Genomic DNA, 20,807 nt, shown 5'->3' with positions numbered 1-20,807 from the left:
TTTTATAGTAATAATGCCGGCGGGTAAGGGACCGGCATGGGGACACCTGGTGTGCGGGTTAACTTAACCCATTTGTAGGATCACTTTGCAGCAGGTGCGGGGATCTTTTTCGAACAGCGTCATGGCTTGCTCCACCTCGGCCAGCGAGAAATAGTGCGTCACCAGTTTCTCCGGCTGGATCTGGCCTTGCTCAATCCACTCAATCACCTGCGGGAAGCGATTGCTGTTGAGGCGCGAGGTGAACAGCGACAGCTCTTTACTGGTGAGACTTTGCTGCGTAATGCTGCACGGCTCGCCAGAGAAGCCCAGCAGGCCGATACGCGCTGCAGGTGAGGCGAGGGCAGCGGCTTCGGCCAGAATCGTCGGATGGCAGGCGGCATCAATAATCAGCGTTGGCTGCACGCCTTCCAGCTGCGCGGCTAATGGAATCTCGCTGTTGTTGAACACCTGATCGGCACCGTTTTCCTGCGCCAGCGCCAGACGTTCCGGCAGACGATCAACCACCAAGACCTGTTCAACGCCGTATACGCCTTTCAGCACCTGAATGGCGGTGAGGCCCATTGGACCGGCACCGTAAATCAGCGCCACATCGTTTGGCTGTGGTTTGAGGAAGGCGGTGATATTGGCCGCGATGGTGAAAGGTTCGACCATGCTGGCGAGTTTGTCGGGAATGCTATCCGGCAGGCGGAAGGCGTTTTTAGCTGGTGCGACGGCATATTCGCTAAAGCCGCCGTCGCGGTGCACGCCAATCACTTGCAACTCTTTGCAGACGTTTGGGCGACCAATGGAGCAGGGATAGCAGTGACCGCAGCTGACAACCGGATCGACAGCCACGCGTTCGCCAATGCGGCTGGCGGCAACGTCAGCGCCGACTGCATCGATCAGGCCAAAAAATTCGTGACCAATGACGCGTGGATATTTAGCGAAAGGATTGTGACCGTGCCAGATATGCACATCGGAACCGCAGATGCTGGCAAATTGCACCTTCACGCGTACTTCACCTGCAGCGGGTTGCGGCAGTGGACGCTCTGCTAGTACCAGTTCACCCGGTTGCTCTATCACTACACTTTTCATCATCTACTCCAACGGGAATGCAATGATGAAAAAATACGCGCACAAATACTACCATACAAGTCGGCGTTAAAAGAGTTGTGAACAGAATCACAGAGCGTCATGTTCCCCTCACCCCAACCCTCTCCCAAAGGAGAGGGTGCCGATCGGCGAGTGCATAAAGGCATGATGCAGGGGAGGGTTCCCTCTCCCAGTGGGAGAGGGCCAGGGTGAGGGGGAAAACAGCACCCAAATCGCAGACACAAAAAAAGCAGCCTTATAGGCTGCTCTTTTCAAGAATTTGGCTCCTCTGACTGGACTCGAACCAGTGACATACGGATTAACAGTCCGCCGTTCTACCGACTGAACTACAGAGGAATCGTTTGAACGGGGCGCATATTATCGAGCGGACCTCGCCTTGTCAAAACTCTTTTTCACAATTCGTTCTGACTGCTGAATAAAGCGTCAATTGCACGTTATAAGCGAACTCAGAGCAGTAGAATCACGGCTGACAGAATCCATTTTGTGACGATGATCACCAACTCTATGCAAAATTACATTCTGATTTGTCGATTTTGTCAGATACCTCGCATGCATGATCACAGATATTTCATTTCACCGTTGTCGGGGCAAAAAGCGAAACATATATTCCACATCAACGCTTACCCGAATGCAGGATTAGTCATGAACAAAGTCAGAATCGGTATTATTGGCAGTGGTTACATCGGTCGTTGTCACGCGATTGCCTACGCTCAGGCCCCCACGGTTTTTGCCCTGAAAGGCGAGATCGTGCGTGAGATGCTGGCGGAGGTAAATCCAGAGCTGGCGGCGAAACAAGCGGCAACCTTTGGCTTTGCACGTTCTACTGGCGACTGGCGTGAGCTGGTACGCGATCCAAACATCGATGTGGTTGATATCTGTGCGCCAAACTTCCTGCACAAAGAGATGGCGCTGGAAGCGATTCGTAACGGCAAGCACGTTTACTCCGAGAAACCGTTATCGCTGTCAGTGGCCGATGCGGAAGAGATGGTGCAAGCGGCGCAGCAGGCGGGCGTGAAAACGCTGGTCGGTTTCAACTACATGAAAAACCCGACCAGCCAGCTGGCGCGCGAGATTATCGCTCGTGGTGAAATCGGCGACGTGGTGCATTTCTACGGCACGCACAACGAAGATTATCTGGCACGCCCGGAAACCCCACTCGACTGGCACTGCCAGAAAGCGCTGGCGGGATTAGGCGCGTTAGGCGACCTCGCCGCGCATATTGTGAATATGGCGCACTATCTGGTCGGTGATATTGAAGAAGTCAGCGGCGATATGATGACGGTGATTAAAGAGCGTCCGGATCCAAAGGACAAGGCGCGCCTGCTGCCAGTGGAAAATGAAGATCAGGCCAGTGCCTTGCTGCGCTTTAAAAACGGGGCGCACGGCGTGTTTGAAACCTCGCGTATCGCCTGCGGCAGCAAAATGGGTCTGACTTATGTGGTCACCGGCACCAAAGGCACGCTGCGTTATACCCAGGAACGTATGGCCGAGCTGGAGCTGTACATCCACGATGAACCGGCAGGACGTCAGGGTTTCAAAACCATTTTGACCGGTCCGGCACATCCGGATTACGCCAATTTCTGCGTCTCTGCCGGACACGGCATCGGTTTTAACGATCAGAAAACCGTCGAGATCCGCGATTTGATCAATGGCATTGCCGCTGGCGATCGCATGTGGCCAGATTTCGCCGAAGGATTGCAGGTGCAGAAGGTGCTGGAAGCGGTAGCGGTTTCCGCGTTGGAACGCCGCTGGATGAAAGTCTAAATCAGCGACTGGGTCGCCATGATTGGCGACCCGCGAAAAATCACGCTAATAATGGGCACTGCGGCGGCAAGCGGCAGCTCAGTGCGCCCGCCATCACTTCAATCTCAAACTCACTTCCCGTCAGCGGTTCGCCATCCAGATTAAACGTCATCTCATGCGGTGAGCGGATGGTGAGTGACTGCAACTGCGCGGTGACGATATTTGGATTTTCATCGTCACGCGTCAGGGAATGCAGCAACGTGGGCAGCAGCTCTTGCGCGGTGACGATGCTGAGGTTGAGCTGTCCATCATTGATCAGCGCATCCGGGCAGAGCTTTTGCCCGCCACCGGCCTGACGTCCATTGCCAATGCCAATCACCAGCGCATCGCCTTGCCAGTTAAAGCCAGGGCCGCTGATTTCACAGCTGTCAGGCTTAAGCGCATCGACACGCATCAACCCATGAATAAAGTACGACACGCCACCCAGCGCCGATTTCAGCTTTTCAGGGGTTTCGGTGGTGATGCGGGTGCCAAATCCGCCGGTCGCCATATTGATAAAGTAGCGATCGCCATTCACGCGCGCCAAATCGATCGCCGTGGCTTTTCCCACCAGCGCTAAGCGTAAAGCCGGTTCCATGCCTTCGGGAATACCGACGCTGGTGGCGAAATCATTGGCGGTGCCGAGCGGTAAAATGCCCAGCGCTGGACGTTGTTGCTCTGGCAATCTCGCTAACGCGGTCGCGATTTCATTGATGGTGCCATCGCCGCCTCCCGCCACCACGGTTTCTGCCTGCAAAGCGACCGCTTCTTGTACATAACGATCGCCATCACCCTTTTCCCAGGTGACGCGCACCGCCAGATTAAAGCCTTCATCACGCAGCTTATTCACCGCAGCGCGCAAATCTTCATTACCGGCGCCTTTCCCATTGAGGATCAGCAGCGTCAGCGGTTTGTTTTGCATTATCAGTTCCTTGATGCGAGAGACAGAGCACTGGTTATAGCATAGCTGGGGAGAGAACTTTATCGGCGGGAGACGAAAAAAAGAAAACCCGCACGGGGGAGCCGGGCGGGTGAATGAGGTGGTTCCTGGTACTACCTGCTTTTATTCTTACTCGTTAGCAGCAGGCGGGATTCTAAAGCGAGGCGAAGAGGTGGTCTGTGATCCTAATCTAACTTCGCCGAAATCTTTTCATTACGTGCGATTTTTCCCGTGTGGATCGTAGGTGCTGTTGCCATCGGTGAAGTTACGTAGCAGCAGGGCAAAGGTGAGGTTGACCGATTCCGGTACCGGGATCCACACGCGATGCCCATCGCCTGGCGCCACGTCTACCGCCGATCCTTTATCGTTCTGCATGGTTTCGAGCGTGCAGTTGAGGTTGCCTTCTGGCGTCATGATCTCGACAGCATCCCCGAGCATAAACTTGTTCTTCACCGCAATCTGCGCCCAGTCGCCGCGACGTTCGCCGGTGAATTCACCGACAAACTGCTGGCGCTCGGAGATGGAGAAACCTTGCTCATAGTTCTGATAGCTGTCATGGGTATGACGACGCAGGAAACCTTCGGTGTAACCGCGATGCGCCAGGCCTTCCAGCGTCTCCAGCAGCACCGGGTCGAACGGTTTGCCGGCAGCGGCATCGTCAATGGCGCGACGATAAACCTGCGCGGTGCGCGCGCAGTAGTAGAAGGATTTGGTGCGACCTTCAATTTTCAGCGAATGCACGCCCATTTGGCTCAGACGTTCAACGTGCGCCACCGCGCGCAGATCTTTTGAGTTCATGATGTAGGTGCCGTGTTCGTCCTCAAAGGCACTCATCACGTCACCCGGTTTCATCTTCTCTTCCAGCAGGAACACGCGGTCAGTGGTCGCACCAACGCCGAGCGTAGGTTCTTGCACCTTAACCGGCTCATGGAAACCGACAATATTGCCAACCTCGTCCTGCTTGCCTTCTTCCACTTTATATTCCCAGCGGCAGGCGTTGGTGCAGGTCCCTTGATTAGGATCGCGTTTGTTAAGATAGCCGGAGAGCAGGCAGCGGCCGGAATAGGCCATGCACAGCGCGCCGTGCACGAAGATTTCAATCTCCATTTCCGGTACCTGCTGGCGGATTTCGGCGATCTCATCCAGCGACAGCTCACGCGACAGAATCACGCGCGTCAGCCCCATTTGCTGCCAGAATTTCACCGTCGCCCAGTTAACCGCGTTGGCCTGCACCGACAGGTGAATTGGCATCTGCGGGAAGGCTTCACGCACCAGCATAATCAAGCCGGGATCGGACATGATCAGCGCGTCCGGCTGCATCGCCACCACCGGCGTCAAATCGCGGATAAAGGTTTTCAGTTTGGCGTTGTGCGGGGCGATGTTGACCACCACGTAGAATTTCTTACCCAGTTCATGGGCTTCATTGATGCCCTTGGCCAGAATTTCGTGGGTGAATTCGTTATTGCGTACGCGCAGGCTGTAGCGCGGTTGGCCGGCATAGACGGCGTCAGCGCCGTAGGCAAAGGCATAGCGCATATTCTTCAGCGATCCCGCTGGAGAAAGCAGTTCAGGTTTTAACATGGATTTTCTCACTGATGTCAGGTCAGCATGCCATCGCGGATGGCAGGTGCAGCGGCCGCATTATACGGCCCTGCAAAAGGTGGGGAATTGTAGGCAGGCCCGCACCCGATGTAAATTGACCTTGATCAACGTAAGCCGCTGCAGGTTACAGCAAGCGGCAGACGTCCGCTTCCCAGCGATAGCCCATGCCGTATACGGCTCGGATAAACGGCTGTTCCGCATCGAGGCTTTCCAGCTTGCGGCGCAGGTTTTTGATGTGGCTGTCGATGGTGCGATCGGTGACCACGCGGTAATCGTCGTAGAGATGATTGAGCAACTGCTCGCGCGAGAACACTTTTCCCGGCTCCAGCGCCAGCGTTTTCAGCAGACGAAACTCCGCAGGCGTCAGCTCCAGCTGCTGTTCACGCCAGCTGGCCTGAAAGCGGCTCTCATCAATATGCAGATGCGATTCCTGCTGCGCTTCTTCCGGTGAACGTTTGACGCGGCGCAAAATGGTTTTGACGCGCGCCACCACTTCACGCGGGCTGAACGGCTTGCAGATATAGTCATCGGCACCGATTTCCAGCCCCAGCAGGCGATCAATCTCTTCGGTACGCGCGGTCACCATGATGATCGGCAACTCGGAGAAGCGGCGAATTTCGCGGCACAGCGTTAAGCCATCGCGGCCGGGCAGCATCAAATCCAGCAGCATCAGATCCGGCGGTGTTTGCTGTACGTAGCTCAACACCTCGTTACCGTCGGCAATGTGGTGCGTGCGATAGTTGGATGCCTGCAGATAATCAATCATCAGCTGCGCCAGTTTGGGTTCATCTTCTACAACAAGGATCAGAGGATCGCTATTTTCCGGGCTCATATGGGACGTCTAGTGAGGAACATACGGCAAGTTTAGCGTGATTTGCAGTCCACCTAAATCAGAGTGATCCGCACTGATGCTGCCGTCATGCGCTTCCACGATGTTTTTACAGATCGCCAGGCCAAGCCCCGAGCCGCCGCTGGCGCGATTACGCGAACTTTCCGCGCGGAAAAATCGTTCAAATAATTGTGCCTGATGGGCCGGATCGACGCCCGGCGCGCTATCCGCAAACTTCAGCTGCCAGTTTTCACCCGCCAGCGCCATCGAGAGCTGCACCGCGCCGCCGCTGTCGGTATAACGCAGGCTGTTTTCCAGCAAATTGGTGAACAGCTGCATCAGACGATCGGGATCGCCAAAGCTCTCGGCCTGCGCGGGCAATGCCAGATTCAGCGATAAGCCGCGGCTGCGATAACGTTCGCCGAAGCTGCCAGCCACCACTTCCAGCAGATTAACCAAATCAACCGGCTGTTTGCGATAGGCGAGGGCGCCCGCATCGGACAGCGACAGCTGATGCAAGTCGTCGACCAGTTTAGTCAGCACCACCACTTCGCTTTGTAGCGAGCTGATGGCTTCGGGCGTCAGCTTGCGTACGCCATCCTGCATCGCTTCAAGCTCACCGCGCAGTATCGCCAGCGGCGTGCGCAGTTCATGGGAGATGTCGGCCATAAAGGCGCGGCGGTTGCTTTCGTTTTTCTCCAGCGAGCTGGCAAGCAGGTTGAAGTCGCGGCCCAGTTGACCGAGTTCATCGCTGCTGCCGACTTCCACGCGGGTGGCGAAATTGCCCGCCGCCAGATGGTGCGTACCATCTACCAGTCGTTTCACCGGTGCCAGTAAACCGCGCGCCAACAGCCAGGTGACCAACGCAGCGAGTAAACCGGTTAACGCCACGATCATCCAGCTGGTACGTCGCTGTTGCTGATCAAAGTTGATGTCGGTGCTGCGCGTTAGACGTTCGGCCGGTGAGGCAATCACCCAGCCAACAATCTTGCCGTTGCTGGTGGTGATATTGCGTCGTGTGCCTTCCGGCGGCACTGGCTGACGCGGCCCTGACAGCACTTTGTATTGCTGATCGATAATCCAGAACTGCGTGCGCCAGCCGTGCGGCGGTAGCTGGTTAACGCTGCCAGGATTCTGCTCCAGCGAGCGCAAGATAGAAAAAATCAGCTTGTCATTGGTACGCAGAAAATCCCAGCTACCGTGCTGCTCATACTGATCGGCCAGCGCATCGCTCAGCAGGGTTAAGCGCTGTTCGTTGCCTTTTTTGATGTAGTCCACAAAGCCGTGCTCAAAGCTGAGCCGCACGCCCCAATGCATGGTGATGATCACCAGCATGCAGGTGGAAAAAATCGCCGCAAACAGTTTGGCGCCAATGCCCCATTTTACCGGCCGTTTCATCCTTTGCTCCTGCCTCTAAGGTCAACGTTTTTACTGACATCCTTCGGTACGCGCCAAAATACAAACGCCGGCAGCGCTATCACCAGCGCCATGCACAGATAGGTGTAAATAAAGGTTTGATGGGCCGCCGCGCTGTCGGTCACCACGCCGTGACCGAATGCGCCCAGCAGCAAACCGGCCACGGTGACGCCAATACTCATCGACAGCTGCATGATCATCGATAACAACGAGTTGCCGCTCGAAGCCAGATCGTCCGGCAGTTCCTTTAGCGTCAAGGTGTTCATCGAGGAGAAGCGGATGGCATTCACCATGCCTTGCAGCAACAGCACCACCGGCAGCAGCCAGATCCAGCCGAGCAGCGCCACCAGCGGGAACAGCAGCACCACCAGCGCCAGCGCGATCGTCGCGCCGACTAACGCATGGCGATAACCAAACAGGTTAACGATGCGTACCACCACGCGTTTGGTGCCCATGTTGCCGAGCACCATCGGAATCATCATCAATCCGGCGTGGAACGGGCTGTAGCCGAGTCCGACCTGCAGGAAGATCGGCGTCATAAACGGCAGCATGCCGCTACCGATACGACCAGTAAAACTGCCGAGCAGGCCAATCGAATAGATGCGGTTATCAAACAGTTTCAGGCTAAACAGTGCGTTATCGTTATTGCGGCCATGCATCAGGTAGAACAGCAGCGAGAACACGCCAACCAGAATCAGTAAGCCGAGCAACAGCGGCGATCCGCCGGAGCTGCGCTGGCCATCCAGCGCCAGCGTTAAAGTCGCCATGCCAACAGCCAGCAGCACAAAGCCGAGAAAATCGAAACGCCGCGTCTGCATGGTGTAGTTGGGCATCAGCGTTAGCGTGGCAATCGCGCCAATAATCCCAACCGGAATGTTGATCAGGAAGATCCAGTGCCAACTGGCGTACTGCACCAGAATCCCGCCCAGCGCCGGGCCGAGCAGCGGACCAATTTGTCCCGGCGTGGTGACGAAAGTCATCGCCGACATATATTGCTCGCGCGGCACGATTTTCATCACCGTCAAACGGCCAACCGGCACCATCATCGCACCGCCAATGCCTTGCACCACGCGCGCCATAATCAGCTCATCCAGCGTGGTGGAGAAGGCGCACAGCAGCGAGCCGATGCTGAACAGCACAATGGCGCAGAAGAAGATATTGCGCACGCCAAATCGGTCCGCCAGCCAGCCGCTGATTGGCAGCGTAATCGCCACGGTCAGCACATAGGAAACGATCACCGAGTGCATATTCAGCGGACTGACGTTGAGATCGCGCGCCATCGAGGGGATCGCAGTGTTAACGATGGTGGTATCCAGCGCCTGCATAAAGAAGCCAAACGCGACGATCCACAGCTGCCAGCGCACGGTGGCGTTTTGCGTGTTCACTGAATCTCCTCTGCTATACGGTCACCCTAAATGGTGACCCTACGAATGCTGGGTGGGTAGGGGCGCCATTCATGGCGACCTCCCTTAACCCGCTACCAACACTTTTTTCTTACGCCGCCGCAGCTTATCCATCATCAAATAGACCACCGGCGTGGTGTAGAGCGTCAGCAGCTGGCTCATCACCAACCCCCCGGCGATGGTGATGCCGAGCGGCTGACGCAGTTCCGCGCCGTCACCGCTGGTCAATACCAACGGCAGCGCGCCAAACAGCGCGGCGAGCGTGGTCATCAGAATCGGGCGGAAGCGCAGCTGGCATGCCTGGAAGATGGCGTCGCGCGGCGACAGATTGCCGTTGCGCTCGGCATCCAGCGCAAAGTCGACCATCATGATGGCGTTTTTCTTCACGATACCGATCAGCAGCAGAATGCCGATCAGCGCAATCAGGCTGAACGGCGTATCGAACAGTTCCAGCGCCAGCAGCGCGCCGACGCCCGCCGACGGCAGCGTAGAGAGAATGGTCAGCGGATGCACGTAGCTCTCATACAGAATGCCGAGCACGATATACACCGCCGCAATCGCTGCCAGCATCAGGTAGAGCTGGTTGGATTGCGACTGCTGGAACACCTGCGCGGTGCCGGCAAAACTGCCGCGCACGCTGGAGGGCACGCCAAGCGCGGTGATGGTGCGATCGATGGCTTCAGACGCCTGCGACAGCGACACGCCTTCCGGCAGGTTGAACGAAATGGTGGACGCCGCCGACAAGCCTTCATGGTTCACCGACAGCGGCGCGTTGGCCGGTTGCCACTTGGCAAACCAGCTCAGCGGAATCGCTTTGCCGTCGCTGTTAATCACAAACATCTGATCGAGTGAACTGATGTCCTGGGTGTAACGCGGATCGACTTCCATCACCACTTTGTACTGATTGAGCGGCTGATAAATGGTGGAGATCTGGCGCTGACCAAAGGCGTTATTCAGCAGCGCGTTAGCGGCAGACACATCGATGCCGAGCCGCGCCATGCTTTCACGATCGTAGGTCAGATTCATTTCGCTGCCGTTATCCTGCTGATCCGAGTTGACGTCCGCCAGCTCGGGCAGGGCGGTAAACGCCTGACGGATTTTCGGCTCCCATTCGCGCAAATCATTCAGGTTGTCCGACAGCAAACTGTATTGATAGCTGGCGTTGGATTCACGTCCGCCAATGCGAATGTCCTGTACCGCGTTGAGATAGAGATTGGCGCCCGGCTCTTTTGCCAGCTTGATACGCAGCCGGGCGATCACTTGCTGCGCGCTTTCGCTGCGCTCGTAGAGCGGTTTGAGCGAGACGAACATCGAGCCGCTATTGGTGCGCGAACCGCCGGTAAAGCCGGTGACGTTATCCACCGCCGGATCGGCTTTGATGATGTTCATGAAATCCTGCAGCTTGCCGCGCATCGCCTGGAACGAAATGCTCTGGTCCGCCGAGATAAACCCTTGTAAGCGGCCGGTATCCTGCTCCGGCATAAAGGTTTTCGGGATCGAGATGAACAGCCAAACCGTAAGAGCCACGGTGCCGAGCAGCAGCATCAGCACCCAAATAGCGTGGTTCAGCACCCAACCTAGTGAGCGCGCGTAGCCGTTTTGCACCTTCATCAGCAGCTTGCCGAAACCGCGCGTGCGTGGCTGGCTACGCTTGACCTGCGGCTTGAGCAGATAAGCGCACATCATCGGCGTCAGCGTGACCGAGATAAACAGCGAGATCAGAATCGCCACCGACAACGTGATGGCAAACTCTGAGAAGAAGCGGCCAATGATGCCGCCAATCATCAGCAGCGGCAGGAACACGGCAATCAGCGACAGGCTCATCGACAGCACGGTAAAACCGACTTCGCGCACGCCGGTCAGCGCCGCCTGCAGCGGCTTCATGCCCGCTTCGACGTGGCGCGCAATGTTCTCCAGCACCACAATCGCGTCATCGACAACAAAACCGGTGGCGATGGTTAACGCCATCAGCGACAGGTTATTCAGACTGAAACCGCACAGATACATGGCGGCAAAGGTGCCAATCAGCGAAACCGGCACCGCAGCGGCGGGGATCAGCGTCGCGCGCCAGTCGCGCAGGAAGGCAAACACCACCAGAATCACCAGCGCGACGGCGATGATCAGCGATTGTTCCACTTCATGCAGCGAGGCGCGAATGGTGGGCGAGCGATCCTGTGCAATTTGCAGATCGATGGCGGCGGGGATCACGTCATGCAGTTCCGGCAATTCGCCACGAATGCGATCAACGGTATCGATGATGTTGGCTTCCGGCGATTTGCGCACCACCAGCAGCACCGCCGCTTTGCCGTTGGTCATCCCGGCGTTGCGTACGTCCTGCACCGAATCCTGCACGTTAGCGACATCGCTGAGCCGCACCGCCGCACCGTTGTTGTAATGCACCACCAGCGGCTGATATTCGCTGGCGGTTTGCAATTCTCCGTTGGTGCGTAACTGCCAGCGCTGCTGCACATCATCAATCGCGCCCTGCGGACGGCGTTGGTTGGCGTTGCTGATGGCGGTGCGCACCGCATCCAGCGACACGCCTTGATTGAACAGCGCCTGCGGGTTGAGTTCGACGCGCACCGCAGGCAACGAGCTGCCGCCGACCGTCACATCGCCTACGCCTTCAATTTGTGACAGCTTCTGCGCCAGCTGCGTTGAGGCGTAATCATACAGCTGACCGGGATTATAAATGTCCGAGGTCAGCGTCAAAATCATGATCGGCGCATCGGAAGGATTGGCTTTGCGGTAGCTGGGACGGCTTGGCATACCGGTTGGCAGCAGGCTTTGTGCCGCGTTGATTGCCGCCTGCACATCGCGCGCCGCACCGTTGATGTCGCGATCAAAATCGAACACCAGAATGATGCGCGTGCTGCCCAGTGAGCTGGTGGAGGTCATTTCACTGACGCCGGCGATGCGCCCCAGCGAGCGCTCGAGCGGCGTTGCCACCGAGGCCGCCATGGTTTCCGGCGATGCGCCGGGCAGCGAAGCCGAGACCAAAATCACCGGGAAATCGAGCTGCGGCAGCGGCGCCACCGGCAGTAGACGGAAGCCGAGAATGCCGGCCAGCGCAATCGCCAGCGTCAGCAACGTGGTGGCGACCGGGCGATGGATAAACAGCGCGAAGAACTTCACGACTGCGCCTCCGAGCGTTTAAAGCGACGGCGCGTAGCGTGCGACAGACGATCAAACAGCAGATAGATCACCGGCGTAGTGAACAGCGTCAGCACCTGACTTACCACTAAGCCGCCGACCATGGCGATCCCCAGCGGATGGCGCAGCTCTGCGCCGACGCCGGTGCTCAGCATCAGCGGCAGCGCACCGAGCAGCGCCGCCAATGTCGTCATCAGAATCGGACGGAAACGCAGCAAGCATGCCTGATAAATTGCCTCGCGCGGCGGCATGCCTTGTTCACGCTCCGCGGCCAGCGCGAAGTCGATCATCATGATGGCGTTTTTCTTCACGATACCGATCAGCAAGATAATGCCGATGATGCCGATGATATCCAGCTCGTTGCCGCTCAGCATCAGCGCCAGCAGCGCACCCACACCAGCGGTGGGCAGCGTCGAGAGAATGGTGATCGGGTGGATAAAGCTCTCATACAGCACGCCGAGCACGATATACATCGCCACCACCGCCGCCACGATCAGCCACACGGTACTGGACAACGCGGCTTCGAAGGCCAGCGTGCTGCCCTGGAACTGCGTCATCATCTCGGCGGGCATGCCCACCTGATCTTCCGCCGCGCTCACCGCTTTCACCGCATCGCCCAGCGAATAGCCGTCAGCGACATCGAACGAGAAGGTTGCCGACGGGAACTGATCGAGATGGTTGATGCTGAGCGCGGCGTGGCGCTCCTCAATTTGTGCGATGGCGCTAAGCGGCACGCTGCCGCCGTCACTGCTGGTCAGACGAATGCCGTCGAGGCTCGCCAGCCCCGGCGTGGCATCGCTGTTCTGTTCCAGCACCACGCGATATTGGTTGGCCTGGGTGTAAATGGTGGAGATCAGCCGCTGACCAAAGGCGTTATATAGCGCGTTATCTACATCGGCCATGCTGATGCCCAGCCGGCTGGCGCTGTCACGATCGACGCGCACAAAGGCTTCCAGTCCTTGATCCTGCCAGTCGCTGCTGACGTCACGCAGCTGTGGCAGCGTATTCAGCTGCTCCAGCAGTTTCGGCACCCACAAACTCAGCGACTCGAGCGAGCCGGATTGCAGCGTGAACTGGTACGGCGTGCGGCTGGCTTGGGTATCAATGGTCAAATCCTGCACCGGTTGCAGCCACAGTGAAATGCCTGGCACTTTGGCTAGCGCCTGTTGCAGGCGCTGCTGCACCGCCGGAATGCGATCGTCACGTTCATTCAGCGGCTTGAGGTTGATTTGCAGGCGAGCGCTGTTGAGCGCGGCGTTGGTGCCATCGACGCCGACAAACGAGGTCATGCTCTGCACCGCCGGATCTTTCATGATGATCGACGCGACATCGCGCGTGCGCTCCGCCATGTTGGCGTAGGAAACCGACTGCGGTGCCTGCAAGGTACCCTGAATAATGCTGTTATCCTGCTGCGGGAAGAAGCCTTTGGGGATGACGATCCACAGCAACACGGTGATCAGCAAGGTGCTGAGCGCCACCGACAAGGTGATCCACGGATGCAGCAGCACGCGCGTTAAGCCGCGTCCGTAGCTGGCAATAACGCGGTCAAACATCGCTTCGCTGGCGCGCGAGAAGCGGTTCTGCTTGCGCAGCGATTCGGCGCTTAACATGCGCGCGCACATCATCGGCGTCAGCGTCAGCGACACCACGGCGGAAATCAAAATCGCCACCGCCAGCGTCACGGCGAATTCGCGAAACAGGCGGCCAATCACATCGCCCATAAACAGCAGCGGGATTAGCACAGCAATCAGCGAGAAGGTGAGGGAGATAATGGTGAAGCCAATCTCGCCCGCGCCTTTCAGCGCCGCCGTCAGCGGCTTTTCGCCTTTTTCGATATAGCGCGAGATGTTCTCGATCACCACGATGGCATCATCAACCACAAAGCCGGTGGCGATGGTCAGCGCCATCAGCGTCAGATTGTTGACCGAGAAGCCAAGGAAATACATCGCGGCAAAGGTGCCGATCAGCGACAGCGGTACGGCGACGGCAGGAATGATGGTTGCCGGGACGTTACGCAGGAACAGGTAGATGATCATCACCACCAAAGCCATCGCCAGCATCAGTTCGTGCTGGGTATCACTGACTGAAGCGCGGATGTTGGTGGTGCGGTCGGTAAGCAGTTTCACATCCACCGATTTCGGCAGCGTGGCGGTTAATCCAGGCAACATGGCGCGAATATTATCGGCGGTGGCGATGATGTTGGCGCCGGGCTGGCGCTGCACGTTGAGCACAATCGCCTGCTGACGGTTTGCCCAGGCGCCGAGCCAGCTGTTCTCGGCACCTTGTTCAATGGTGGCGACATCGCCCAGTCGCACCGGCGCGCCGTTGTTAAAGCTGATGATCAGCTTGCGATAATCTTCCGCCGAGGTCATCTGGTCGTTGGCCGACAGCGTAATCGAGCGCGTTGGGCCGTCGAGGCTGCCTTTCGCCGAGTTGACGTTAGCGTTGGTAATGGCGGTACGCACCGATTCGCTGGTCAGGCCGAGCGCGGCCAGCGCCTGGGTGTTCATCTTCACGCGCACCGCAGGGCGTTGCCCGCCTGACAGCGTCACCAAACCCACGCCCGAAACCTGGGAAATCTTCTGCGCCACGCGCGTTTCCACCATGTCCTGCACCTGCGTGAGCGGCATGCTGGTGGTGGTAACGGCGAGCGTCATGATTGGCGGATCGGCCGGATTCACTTTGCTGTACACCGGCGGATTCGGCAGATCGTTAGGCAGCAGGTTGGTGGCGGAGTTGATCGCCGCCTGCACTTCCTGCTCGGCAACATCCAGTGACAGCGTCAGCTGAAACTGCAATGTCACCACGGAAGCGCCGCCCGAACTCTGCGACGACATCTGCTTCAGGCCGGACATCTGGCCGAACTGGCGTTCCAGCGGCGCGGTAATGGATGAAGTCACCACATCAGGACTGGCGCCGGGATAGAGCGTAACTACCTGAATGGTTGGATAATCGACTTCAGGCAGAGCGGAAACCGGCAGAAAACGGTAGCCGAGCACGCCAGCTAACAGAATGGCGATCATCAGCAGCGTGGTGGCGACCGGGCGCAGAATAAACAGGCGCGAAGGTCCACCGCTGCTGTCAGGAGGCATCACCTGCATTATTGACGCTCTCCGCGTGCGGGCTGCGCAGCGCGCGTGCTGTGTGTCGCGGCACTTTGCGGTGCCACCACTTCAACGGTGGCGCCTTCCGTCAGACGATCCAGCCCGTCGGTCACCACGCGATCGCCTGCTTCGAGGCCCGCGCTGATCACCACTTTCTGGCTATCCTGCAACCCAGCGGTAACGCGTTTCTTGCTCACTTTGTTGTCGCTGTTGACCACCCAAACAAAGTGACCGTCGTTGCTCATCTGCAGCGCGGCGGTCGGAATCACCACCGCATCCTGCAAGGTATCGACTTTCAGACGCGCGTTCACAAACTGATTCGGGAACAGCGTGTCATCTTCGTTGCTAAAGCGCGCTTTAAGCTTGATGGTGCCGGTGGTGGCATCAATCTGGTTATCGAGACTCAACAGCGTGCCGCTGGTCAGCAGCGTTTTGTTGCTGCGATCCCAGGCTTCGACGATCAGCGGCTGTCCGCTTTTCTGCGCCTTGAGGATTTGGCTGATGTTGTTCTCGGCGACGCTGAACACCACGTCAATTGGATGCGTTTCGGTGATCACCACTAAACCGGTAGTGTCGCCGGACGTGATGTAATTGCCGACATCAACCTGCTTCAAGCCGACGCGTCCACCAATTGGCGCGGTAATGCGGCTGTAAGTCAGATTGAGCTGGGCGCTGGCGACGTTGCCTTCATCGGCCTTAATGGTGCCTAGTGTCTCGCTCACCAGCGAACGTTGCGTATCAAGTTCCTGCTGCGATACCAGCGAGGTTTTTGCCAGTTTCTCATAGCGGCTGAGATCGCGGCGCGCATTGGCGAGTGTGGCCTGGTCTTTTGCCAATTGGCCCTGCGCCTGGGTTAACGCCACCTGATAAGGACGCGGATCGATTTCCGCCAGCAAAGCGCCAGCGGCCACTTGTTGTCCTTCCTGGAAGTGCAGCGCCATCAATTGCCCATCAACGCGACTGCGCACGGTGACGGTGTTGGCGGCGGTGACGGTGCCGAGGCCGCTAAGGAAATACGGCACGCTACTGGTTGTGGCAGCGGCGGCTTGCACTGGCGCTAAAGGGCGTTTGCCGCTTGCGCCGCGTCCACGCTGCTGCTGACCTTCAGCCTGCGTCTGTTTATTCGGTTCCGCTGGATGTTGCCACCAGTAATATCCGCCAGCCAATACGGCAATCACGGCTACGGCCAGCAAGCTTGTTTTGAGTCGACGGTTCATCAAGGTGTGTGCTCTCCAGCGGTTTCGTATTCCCAAGGTGCGTAATAAAAATGCCACTACGCAAACGAATGATTGTAGTCGCCCGGATCGGGCAAAAATTGAAGGAAATAAGAATATCGTCCTGGCGAAGGTAAGTATTCATATTCTGTAAATATTCTGCCAGCAATAGGCATAAGCGCGACGAATTCCTTTGCTAAGCTCAATAGCAGACCTGTCTCGTTTAAATAAGGAGAACAAAATGAGTCAACAGAAACTCCGCCAGCTTGGCGACAGCGGTATCGACGTTCCCCGTCTCACCTTTGGCGGCAACGTGTTTGGCTGGACGGTGGATGAGAAAACCTCGTTTTCACTGCTTGATGCGCTGGTGGAGAAGGGCTTGTTCTTCATCGATACCGCCGACGTTTATTCGCGCTGGGCGCCGGGTAACGAAGGGGGCGAATCGGAAACCATCATCGGTAAATGGCTGAAGAAAAGCGGCAAGCGCGACAGCATCGTGCTGGCTACTAAAGTCGGCATGGAGCTGTCGCCAGAGAAAACCGGTCTTAAACCGGCTTACATTCGTCAGGCGGTGGAAGATTCACTGCGCCGCCTGCAAACCGACGTTATCGATCTCTATCAGGCGCATCGCGATGATGAAACCACGCCGCTGCTGGACACGCTGAAAGCCTTCGATTCACTGATCAAAGAGGGCAAAGTGCGTGCGATTGGCGCGTCAAACTACAACGCGAAACGTCTGCAGGAAGCGCTGGATGTGAGCAAGCAGCACGGCCTGGCGCGCTATGAAACGCTGCAGCCGGAATACAATCTCTACGATCGTCAGGAGTACGAAAGCGGTCTGGAGCAGGTCGCGGTGAAAAATGGCCTCGGGGTGATCAACTACTATTCACTGGCCAGCGGCTTCCTCAGCGGCAAATACAAAAAGCCGGAAGATGCCAGCAAAAGTAAGCGCGGGCAGGGCATCGTAGATAAATATCTGAATGAACGCGGCAAGCGCATTGTTGAAGCATTAGAAGATGTCGCCGCCTCGCACGATGTGTCGGCGACGCAGGTTGCGCTGGCGTGGCAGATTGCGCGCCCAGGCATCACCGCGCCCATTGTCAGTGCCACTTCACTGGAGCAGCTGGATGAGCTGGTGAAAGCTACTCAGCTGGAACTCAGCAAGCAAGAGATCGAAGAGCTGGCGAGCGCCAGCAAACTGTAATGTTTTCAGGGACGCTGCGGCGTCCCGCCATTTTCCTGCTCTGCCTCACAAAAAATGCCATTTTCGCCAAAAGATTTTCAATCATAGACAGGCGTCACAATTGCGCTAACGCACTATCAACCTCAGGTTAACTGCGCACATATTTGCAAAAACTGACAAATCCTCAGCACTATCCTCTGTTCGATCCACTCCAGTAACTTCATATAAGAATAACCATCATGAACAGAAAAGAAGCAGTGCAGCATTTACCCCGCCTGGCAGCGGGAACCCTGATGTTTGCGATGCTGAGTGCATCTGCGCTGGCCGCTGATGCTTTCAGTTACGACTCTCCATATATGTTTGGTGATTGGGGCGGTTACCGAACGCAGCTGGAAAACGACGGCATTAAATTCGACGTTAACTACACCATGGAAACCGGCTCCAACCTGGCAGGCGGTGCCGATACCAACACCACCATGCGCTACAGCGACCAGTGGGCATTTGGCGCTAACTTCGACCTGGAAAAACTGCTCAACTGGCAGGACGCGCAATTCCAGGTGACGATTACCGATCGTAATGGTCAGAACATCGCCGATCAGGTTGCCGATTCTCGTACTGGCATGTTGTCATCACCTCAGGAAGTGTACGGACGCGGCCAAACCTGGCGCTTGACCCAGTTCTGGTTGAGCCAGGGTCTGTTCGATAACACCGTGAACCTGAAAGCGGGTCGTGTGACCGTGGGTGAAGATTTCGATAACTTTGACAGCAAGTTCCAGAACCTGGCGTTTGGTAGCGGCCAGGCAGGGAACTGGCGTGGCGATCGCTGGTTCAACTGGCCAGTTTCCCAATGGGGCGGCCGCGTGAAGGTGAATATCACGCCAGAAGTGTTCTTCCAGGTTGGCTTCTATAACCAGAACAGCGCCAACTACGATCGCGGTGACGGCTTCCGCCTGGATACCAGCAACTCCGAAGGCAATATGGTGCCGGTAGAGTTGGGCTGGAAACCGACGTTGGGCGCAGACAAGCTGCCGGGTAATTATCGCATCGGGTATTACTACTCATCGGCTAACGGCGACAACTACGGCAGCTGGCGCGATGGCGCCTATCAAAGCCAGGATCATGCTTACGGCGGCTACGTGCTGTTGCAACAGCAGTTGACGGCACAAGGCGGCGATGCCAGCCGTGGCTTGGGCGTTACCGTACAGGCGGTGATGAACGACCACAAAACCTCGAAAACCGATAACTATCAGTCGGTGAGCTTCACCTGGAAAGGGCCGTTTGATGCGCGTCCGCAGGATGAGATTGGTGTCGGTGCGGCGCGTATTCACGTGAATAGCGCTTACACGCGTTCACTGCGTGAGCAGAACAACGCTAACGGCGAGACGGACTTCAACAGCCCAACCTATCTGCCAATTCAGGATGGCTCAGAGTACAACTATGAGATCTACTACAACGCTCAGCTGACCAAATGGCTGCAGCTGCGTCCGAACCTGCAATATGTGGTTGCGCCGGGTGCGGTGAGTGAAGTGAAAGATGCGTTTGTAGGCGGGATCAGTGCGAACGTGAATTTCTAATCTGGCAGAATCTTTGGCTTTTCCCTCTCCTTTTGGGAGAGGGCAGGGTGAGGGGAAAATCGCACCGTGCGTTCTGTCCCTCACCCTAACCCTCTCCCGCAAGCGGGAGAGGGAACTAACTGAACATCACTTCGGCCCAGCGCGCCAGGCCGGCGGTCACCGAGGCGAAGTCATCGCCGCTGGCGATAGGCGTGTCGGGCAGCGCATGCTGCAGTGCAGCGCGCAGCACCGGCGAACGTGCGCTACCGCCGGTGAGATAAATCACTTCTGGCTTGGTTTCGCAGGTGGCGAGCGCCAGATGCACTTGCTCCAGAATCCGTTCCAGCGGTTGGTTAATCGCTTCTTCCAGCTGCGCTGCGCTGATCTGCGCCTGCAATTGGGCGGCGATAAACGCCAGCGAGGTGTCGGTCTCTTTCATCTCCGACAGCGCAATCTTGCTCTCTTCCGCCGCACGCACCAGACGATAACTCAGCTTTTGCTGCCACACTTTCAGCAGGTGCGATACTTTGTCACCGTGTTCGGCATCGCGAATCAAATCGCGCAGCAGTTTGCCGCTGGCTGCGGAATAGAAGTCGCTTTGCGCTGGAACATCGTTGATCGCCACCGCATTCCACCATGGCAGCGCGGGCAGCGCGGTGCCTTTCTGCGTATTGCCACCGAGGCCCAGCAGCGGCATCAGGGTTTTGAACGCCAGCATAATGTCGAGATCGTTTCCGCCCACGCGGCATCCGCTGTGTCCGAGCAAGCTTTCACGGCGATCGGTTTTGTGACGCCATTCTGGGCCCATCAGCAGCATCGAGCAGTCGGTGGTGCCGCCGCCGATATCCACGACCAGCACGCGCGTCTCTTTCTGCAGCGTGGCTTCAAAATCCAGGCCTGCCGCCACCGGCTCAAACTGGAACTCGACATCACGGAAACCGGCGCGCTGTGCTGCACGCAGCAAAATACCTTGCGCCTGCTGGTTGGCTTCTTCACCGCCTAAACCCTGGAAGTTAATCGGGCGACCAATTACCGCTTGCTCAATCGGGCGATCGAGCTGGGTTTCACCTTGCTGACGAATGTGCAGCATCATGGCGCACACCAGATCTTCAAAGAAAGCGATCTGCTGCGGTTTCAGGCCATTCGCGCCCAGGAAGGATTTCGGTGATTTCACGAACCACACGTCTTCGGGATCGACCATGTATTGCTGCAGCGCAGTCAACCCGAACTGCACGCTGCCTGGCGTGACGTCGATGTCTTCTTCACGGTTATAACGCAGCGCACGCTGCAATAAGGCGGTGCCTTCGCTGTCGGGCGTGGGAACCTGATGATGGCGATACAGCCATTCGCTGATCGCTTCACGCGTTGGTGCACAAATCATGGAGGGAAGCAGGCGCTGACCATTCTCCAGTGTCAGCAGGCGCGGCGTGCCATTATCGCTGACCGCAATTGAGCAGTTTGCTGTGCCGTAATCGAATCCGATAAACATATTTATCCCCCATGCCGGAAAAAAGGGGGCGACTTTAGCGCAGCCAG

General features: G+C 57.3%; 13 protein-coding genes and 1 tRNA gene. 3 read left to right on the top strand and 11 right to left on the bottom strand.

Annotated elements, in window-relative coordinates; all coding sequences use genetic code 11:
- Positions 1-63 precede the first annotated feature (63 nt).
- Positions 64-1,074 carry a Zn-dependent oxidoreductase gene (locus NQH49_RS12720; protein ID WP_256698430.1) on the bottom strand — a complete coding sequence of 337 codons (1,011 nt, stop codon included), beginning with the start codon at positions 1,072-1,074 and terminating at the stop codon, positions 64-66.
- A 278-nt stretch (positions 1,075-1,352) separates the two neighbouring features.
- Positions 1,353-1,428 (bottom strand) — tRNA-Asn (locus NQH49_RS12715).
- 306 nt (positions 1,429-1,734) lie between these two features.
- Here NQH49_RS12715 and NQH49_RS12710 point away from each other — a divergent pair.
- Positions 1,735-2,856: a Gfo/Idh/MocA family protein gene (locus NQH49_RS12710; RefSeq protein WP_256696886.1), complete on the top strand. Its 1,122-nt coding sequence runs from the start codon at positions 1,735-1,737 to the stop codon at positions 2,854-2,856.
- Positions 2,857-2,896: 40 nt separating this feature from the next.
- Here the strand turns inward: NQH49_RS12710 and yegS are convergent, their stop codons facing one another.
- The 8 genes from yegS to NQH49_RS12670 all read right to left on the bottom strand — a co-directional run bounded on the left by yegS (position 2,897) and on the right by NQH49_RS12670 (position 16,538).
- Positions 2,897-3,796, bottom strand: coding sequence for a lipid kinase YegS (yegS, locus tag NQH49_RS12705; protein ID WP_256696885.1), 900 nt, complete (start codon positions 3,794-3,796; stop codon positions 2,897-2,899).
- A 231-nt stretch (positions 3,797-4,027) separates the two neighbouring features.
- On the bottom strand, positions 4,028-5,395 hold the full coding sequence (trhP, locus tag NQH49_RS12700; RefSeq protein ID WP_256696884.1) for a prephenate-dependent tRNA uridine(34) hydroxylase TrhP: 1,368 nt from the start codon (positions 5,393-5,395) through the stop codon (positions 4,028-4,030).
- A gap of 145 nt (positions 5,396-5,540) precedes the next feature.
- The gene (gene baeR / locus NQH49_RS12695; RefSeq protein ID WP_008104910.1) at positions 5,541-6,248 is read right to left on the bottom strand and encodes an envelope stress response regulator BaeR; all 708 of its coding nucleotides are present in this window, start codon (positions 6,246-6,248) and stop codon (positions 5,541-5,543) included.
- 9 nt (positions 6,249-6,257) lie between these two features.
- A complete protein-coding gene (baeS, locus tag NQH49_RS12690; protein ID WP_256696882.1) occupies positions 6,258-7,643 on the bottom strand; it encodes an envelope stress sensor histidine kinase BaeS in 1,386 nt (461 codons plus the stop codon).
- Positions 7,640-9,046 (bottom strand): multidrug transporter subunit MdtD, encoded by a 1,407-nt coding sequence (gene mdtD / locus NQH49_RS12685; RefSeq protein WP_256696881.1) that lies wholly within the window; start codon positions 9,044-9,046, stop codon positions 7,640-7,642. Before mdtD ends, baeS begins: the two co-directional genes overlap by 4 nt.
- Before the next feature lie 84 nt (positions 9,047-9,130).
- Positions 9,131-12,199, bottom strand: coding sequence for a multidrug efflux RND transporter permease subunit MdtC (gene mdtC / locus NQH49_RS12680; protein WP_256696880.1), 3,069 nt, complete (start codon positions 12,197-12,199; stop codon positions 9,131-9,133).
- Positions 12,196-15,318 (bottom strand): MdtB/MuxB family multidrug efflux RND transporter permease subunit, encoded by a 3,123-nt coding sequence (locus tag NQH49_RS12675; protein ID WP_256696879.1) that lies wholly within the window; start codon positions 15,316-15,318, stop codon positions 12,196-12,198. The genes mdtC and NQH49_RS12675 overlap by 4 nt, the downstream gene beginning before the upstream one ends.
- Entirely contained in the window at positions 15,318-16,538 is a 1,221-nt protein-coding gene (locus tag NQH49_RS12670) for an MdtA/MuxA family multidrug efflux RND transporter periplasmic adaptor subunit (RefSeq protein WP_256696878.1), read from the bottom strand. The genes NQH49_RS12675 and NQH49_RS12670 overlap by 1 nt, the downstream gene beginning before the upstream one ends.
- A gap of 238 nt (positions 16,539-16,776) precedes the next feature.
- Here NQH49_RS12670 and NQH49_RS12665 point away from each other — a divergent pair, with 238 nt between their 5' ends.
- Together NQH49_RS12665 and NQH49_RS12660 are read left to right on the top strand one after the other, a co-directional pair.
- Positions 16,777-17,739: an aldo/keto reductase gene (locus NQH49_RS12665; protein WP_256696877.1), complete on the top strand. Its 963-nt coding sequence runs from the start codon at positions 16,777-16,779 to the stop codon at positions 17,737-17,739.
- A gap of 218 nt (positions 17,740-17,957) precedes the next feature.
- Entirely contained in the window at positions 17,958-19,292 is a 1,335-nt protein-coding gene (locus NQH49_RS12660) for a carbohydrate porin (RefSeq protein WP_256696876.1), read from the top strand.
- A 115-nt stretch (positions 19,293-19,407) separates the two neighbouring features.
- Here NQH49_RS12660 and yegD read toward each other — a convergent pair whose 3' ends face one another.
- Positions 19,408-20,760, bottom strand: coding sequence for a molecular chaperone (gene yegD, locus NQH49_RS12655; protein WP_256696875.1), 1,353 nt, complete (start codon positions 20,758-20,760; stop codon positions 19,408-19,410).
- Between the last annotated feature and the right edge of the window lie 47 nt (positions 20,761-20,807).

The sequence above is a fragment of the Pantoea trifolii genome (assembly GCF_024506435.1).
Taxonomy (GTDB): Bacteria; Pseudomonadota; Gammaproteobacteria; order Enterobacterales; family Enterobacteriaceae; genus Pantoea; species Pantoea trifolii.
This window is presented reverse-complemented; position numbering and strand designations above follow the sequence as displayed.

Coding starts and splice junctions, on each gene's coding strand:
- NQH49_RS12720 (WP_256698430.1), bottom strand. CDS start 1,074: ATGAAAAGTGTAGTGATAGAGCAACCGGGTGAACTGGTACTAGCAGAG.
- NQH49_RS12710 (WP_256696886.1), top strand. CDS start 1,735: ATGAACAAAGTCAGAATCGGTATTATTGGCAGTGGTTACATCGGTCGT.
- yegS (WP_256696885.1), bottom strand. CDS start 3,796: ATGCAAAACAAACCGCTGACGCTGCTGATCCTCAATGGGAAAGGCGCC.
- trhP (WP_256696884.1), bottom strand. CDS start 5,395: ATGTTAAAACCTGAACTGCTTTCTCCAGCGGGATCGCTGAAGAATATG.
- baeR (WP_008104910.1), bottom strand. CDS start 6,248: ATGAGCCCGGAAAATAGCGATCCTCTGATCCTTGTTGTAGAAGATGAA.
- baeS (WP_256696882.1), bottom strand. CDS start 7,643: ATGAAACGGCCGGTAAAATGGGGCATTGGCGCCAAACTGTTTGCGGCG.
- NQH49_RS12675 (WP_256696879.1), bottom strand. CDS start 15,318: ATGCAGGTGATGCCTCCTGACAGCAGCGGTGGACCTTCGCGCCTGTTT.
- NQH49_RS12670 (WP_256696878.1), bottom strand. CDS start 16,538: ATGAACCGTCGACTCAAAACAAGCTTGCTGGCCGTAGCCGTGATTGCC.
- NQH49_RS12665 (WP_256696877.1), top strand. CDS start 16,777: ATGAGTCAACAGAAACTCCGCCAGCTTGGCGACAGCGGTATCGACGTT.
- NQH49_RS12660 (WP_256696876.1), top strand. CDS start 17,958: ATGAACAGAAAAGAAGCAGTGCAGCATTTACCCCGCCTGGCAGCGGGA.
- yegD (WP_256696875.1), bottom strand. CDS start 20,760: ATGTTTATCGGATTCGATTACGGCACAGCAAACTGCTCAATTGCGGTC.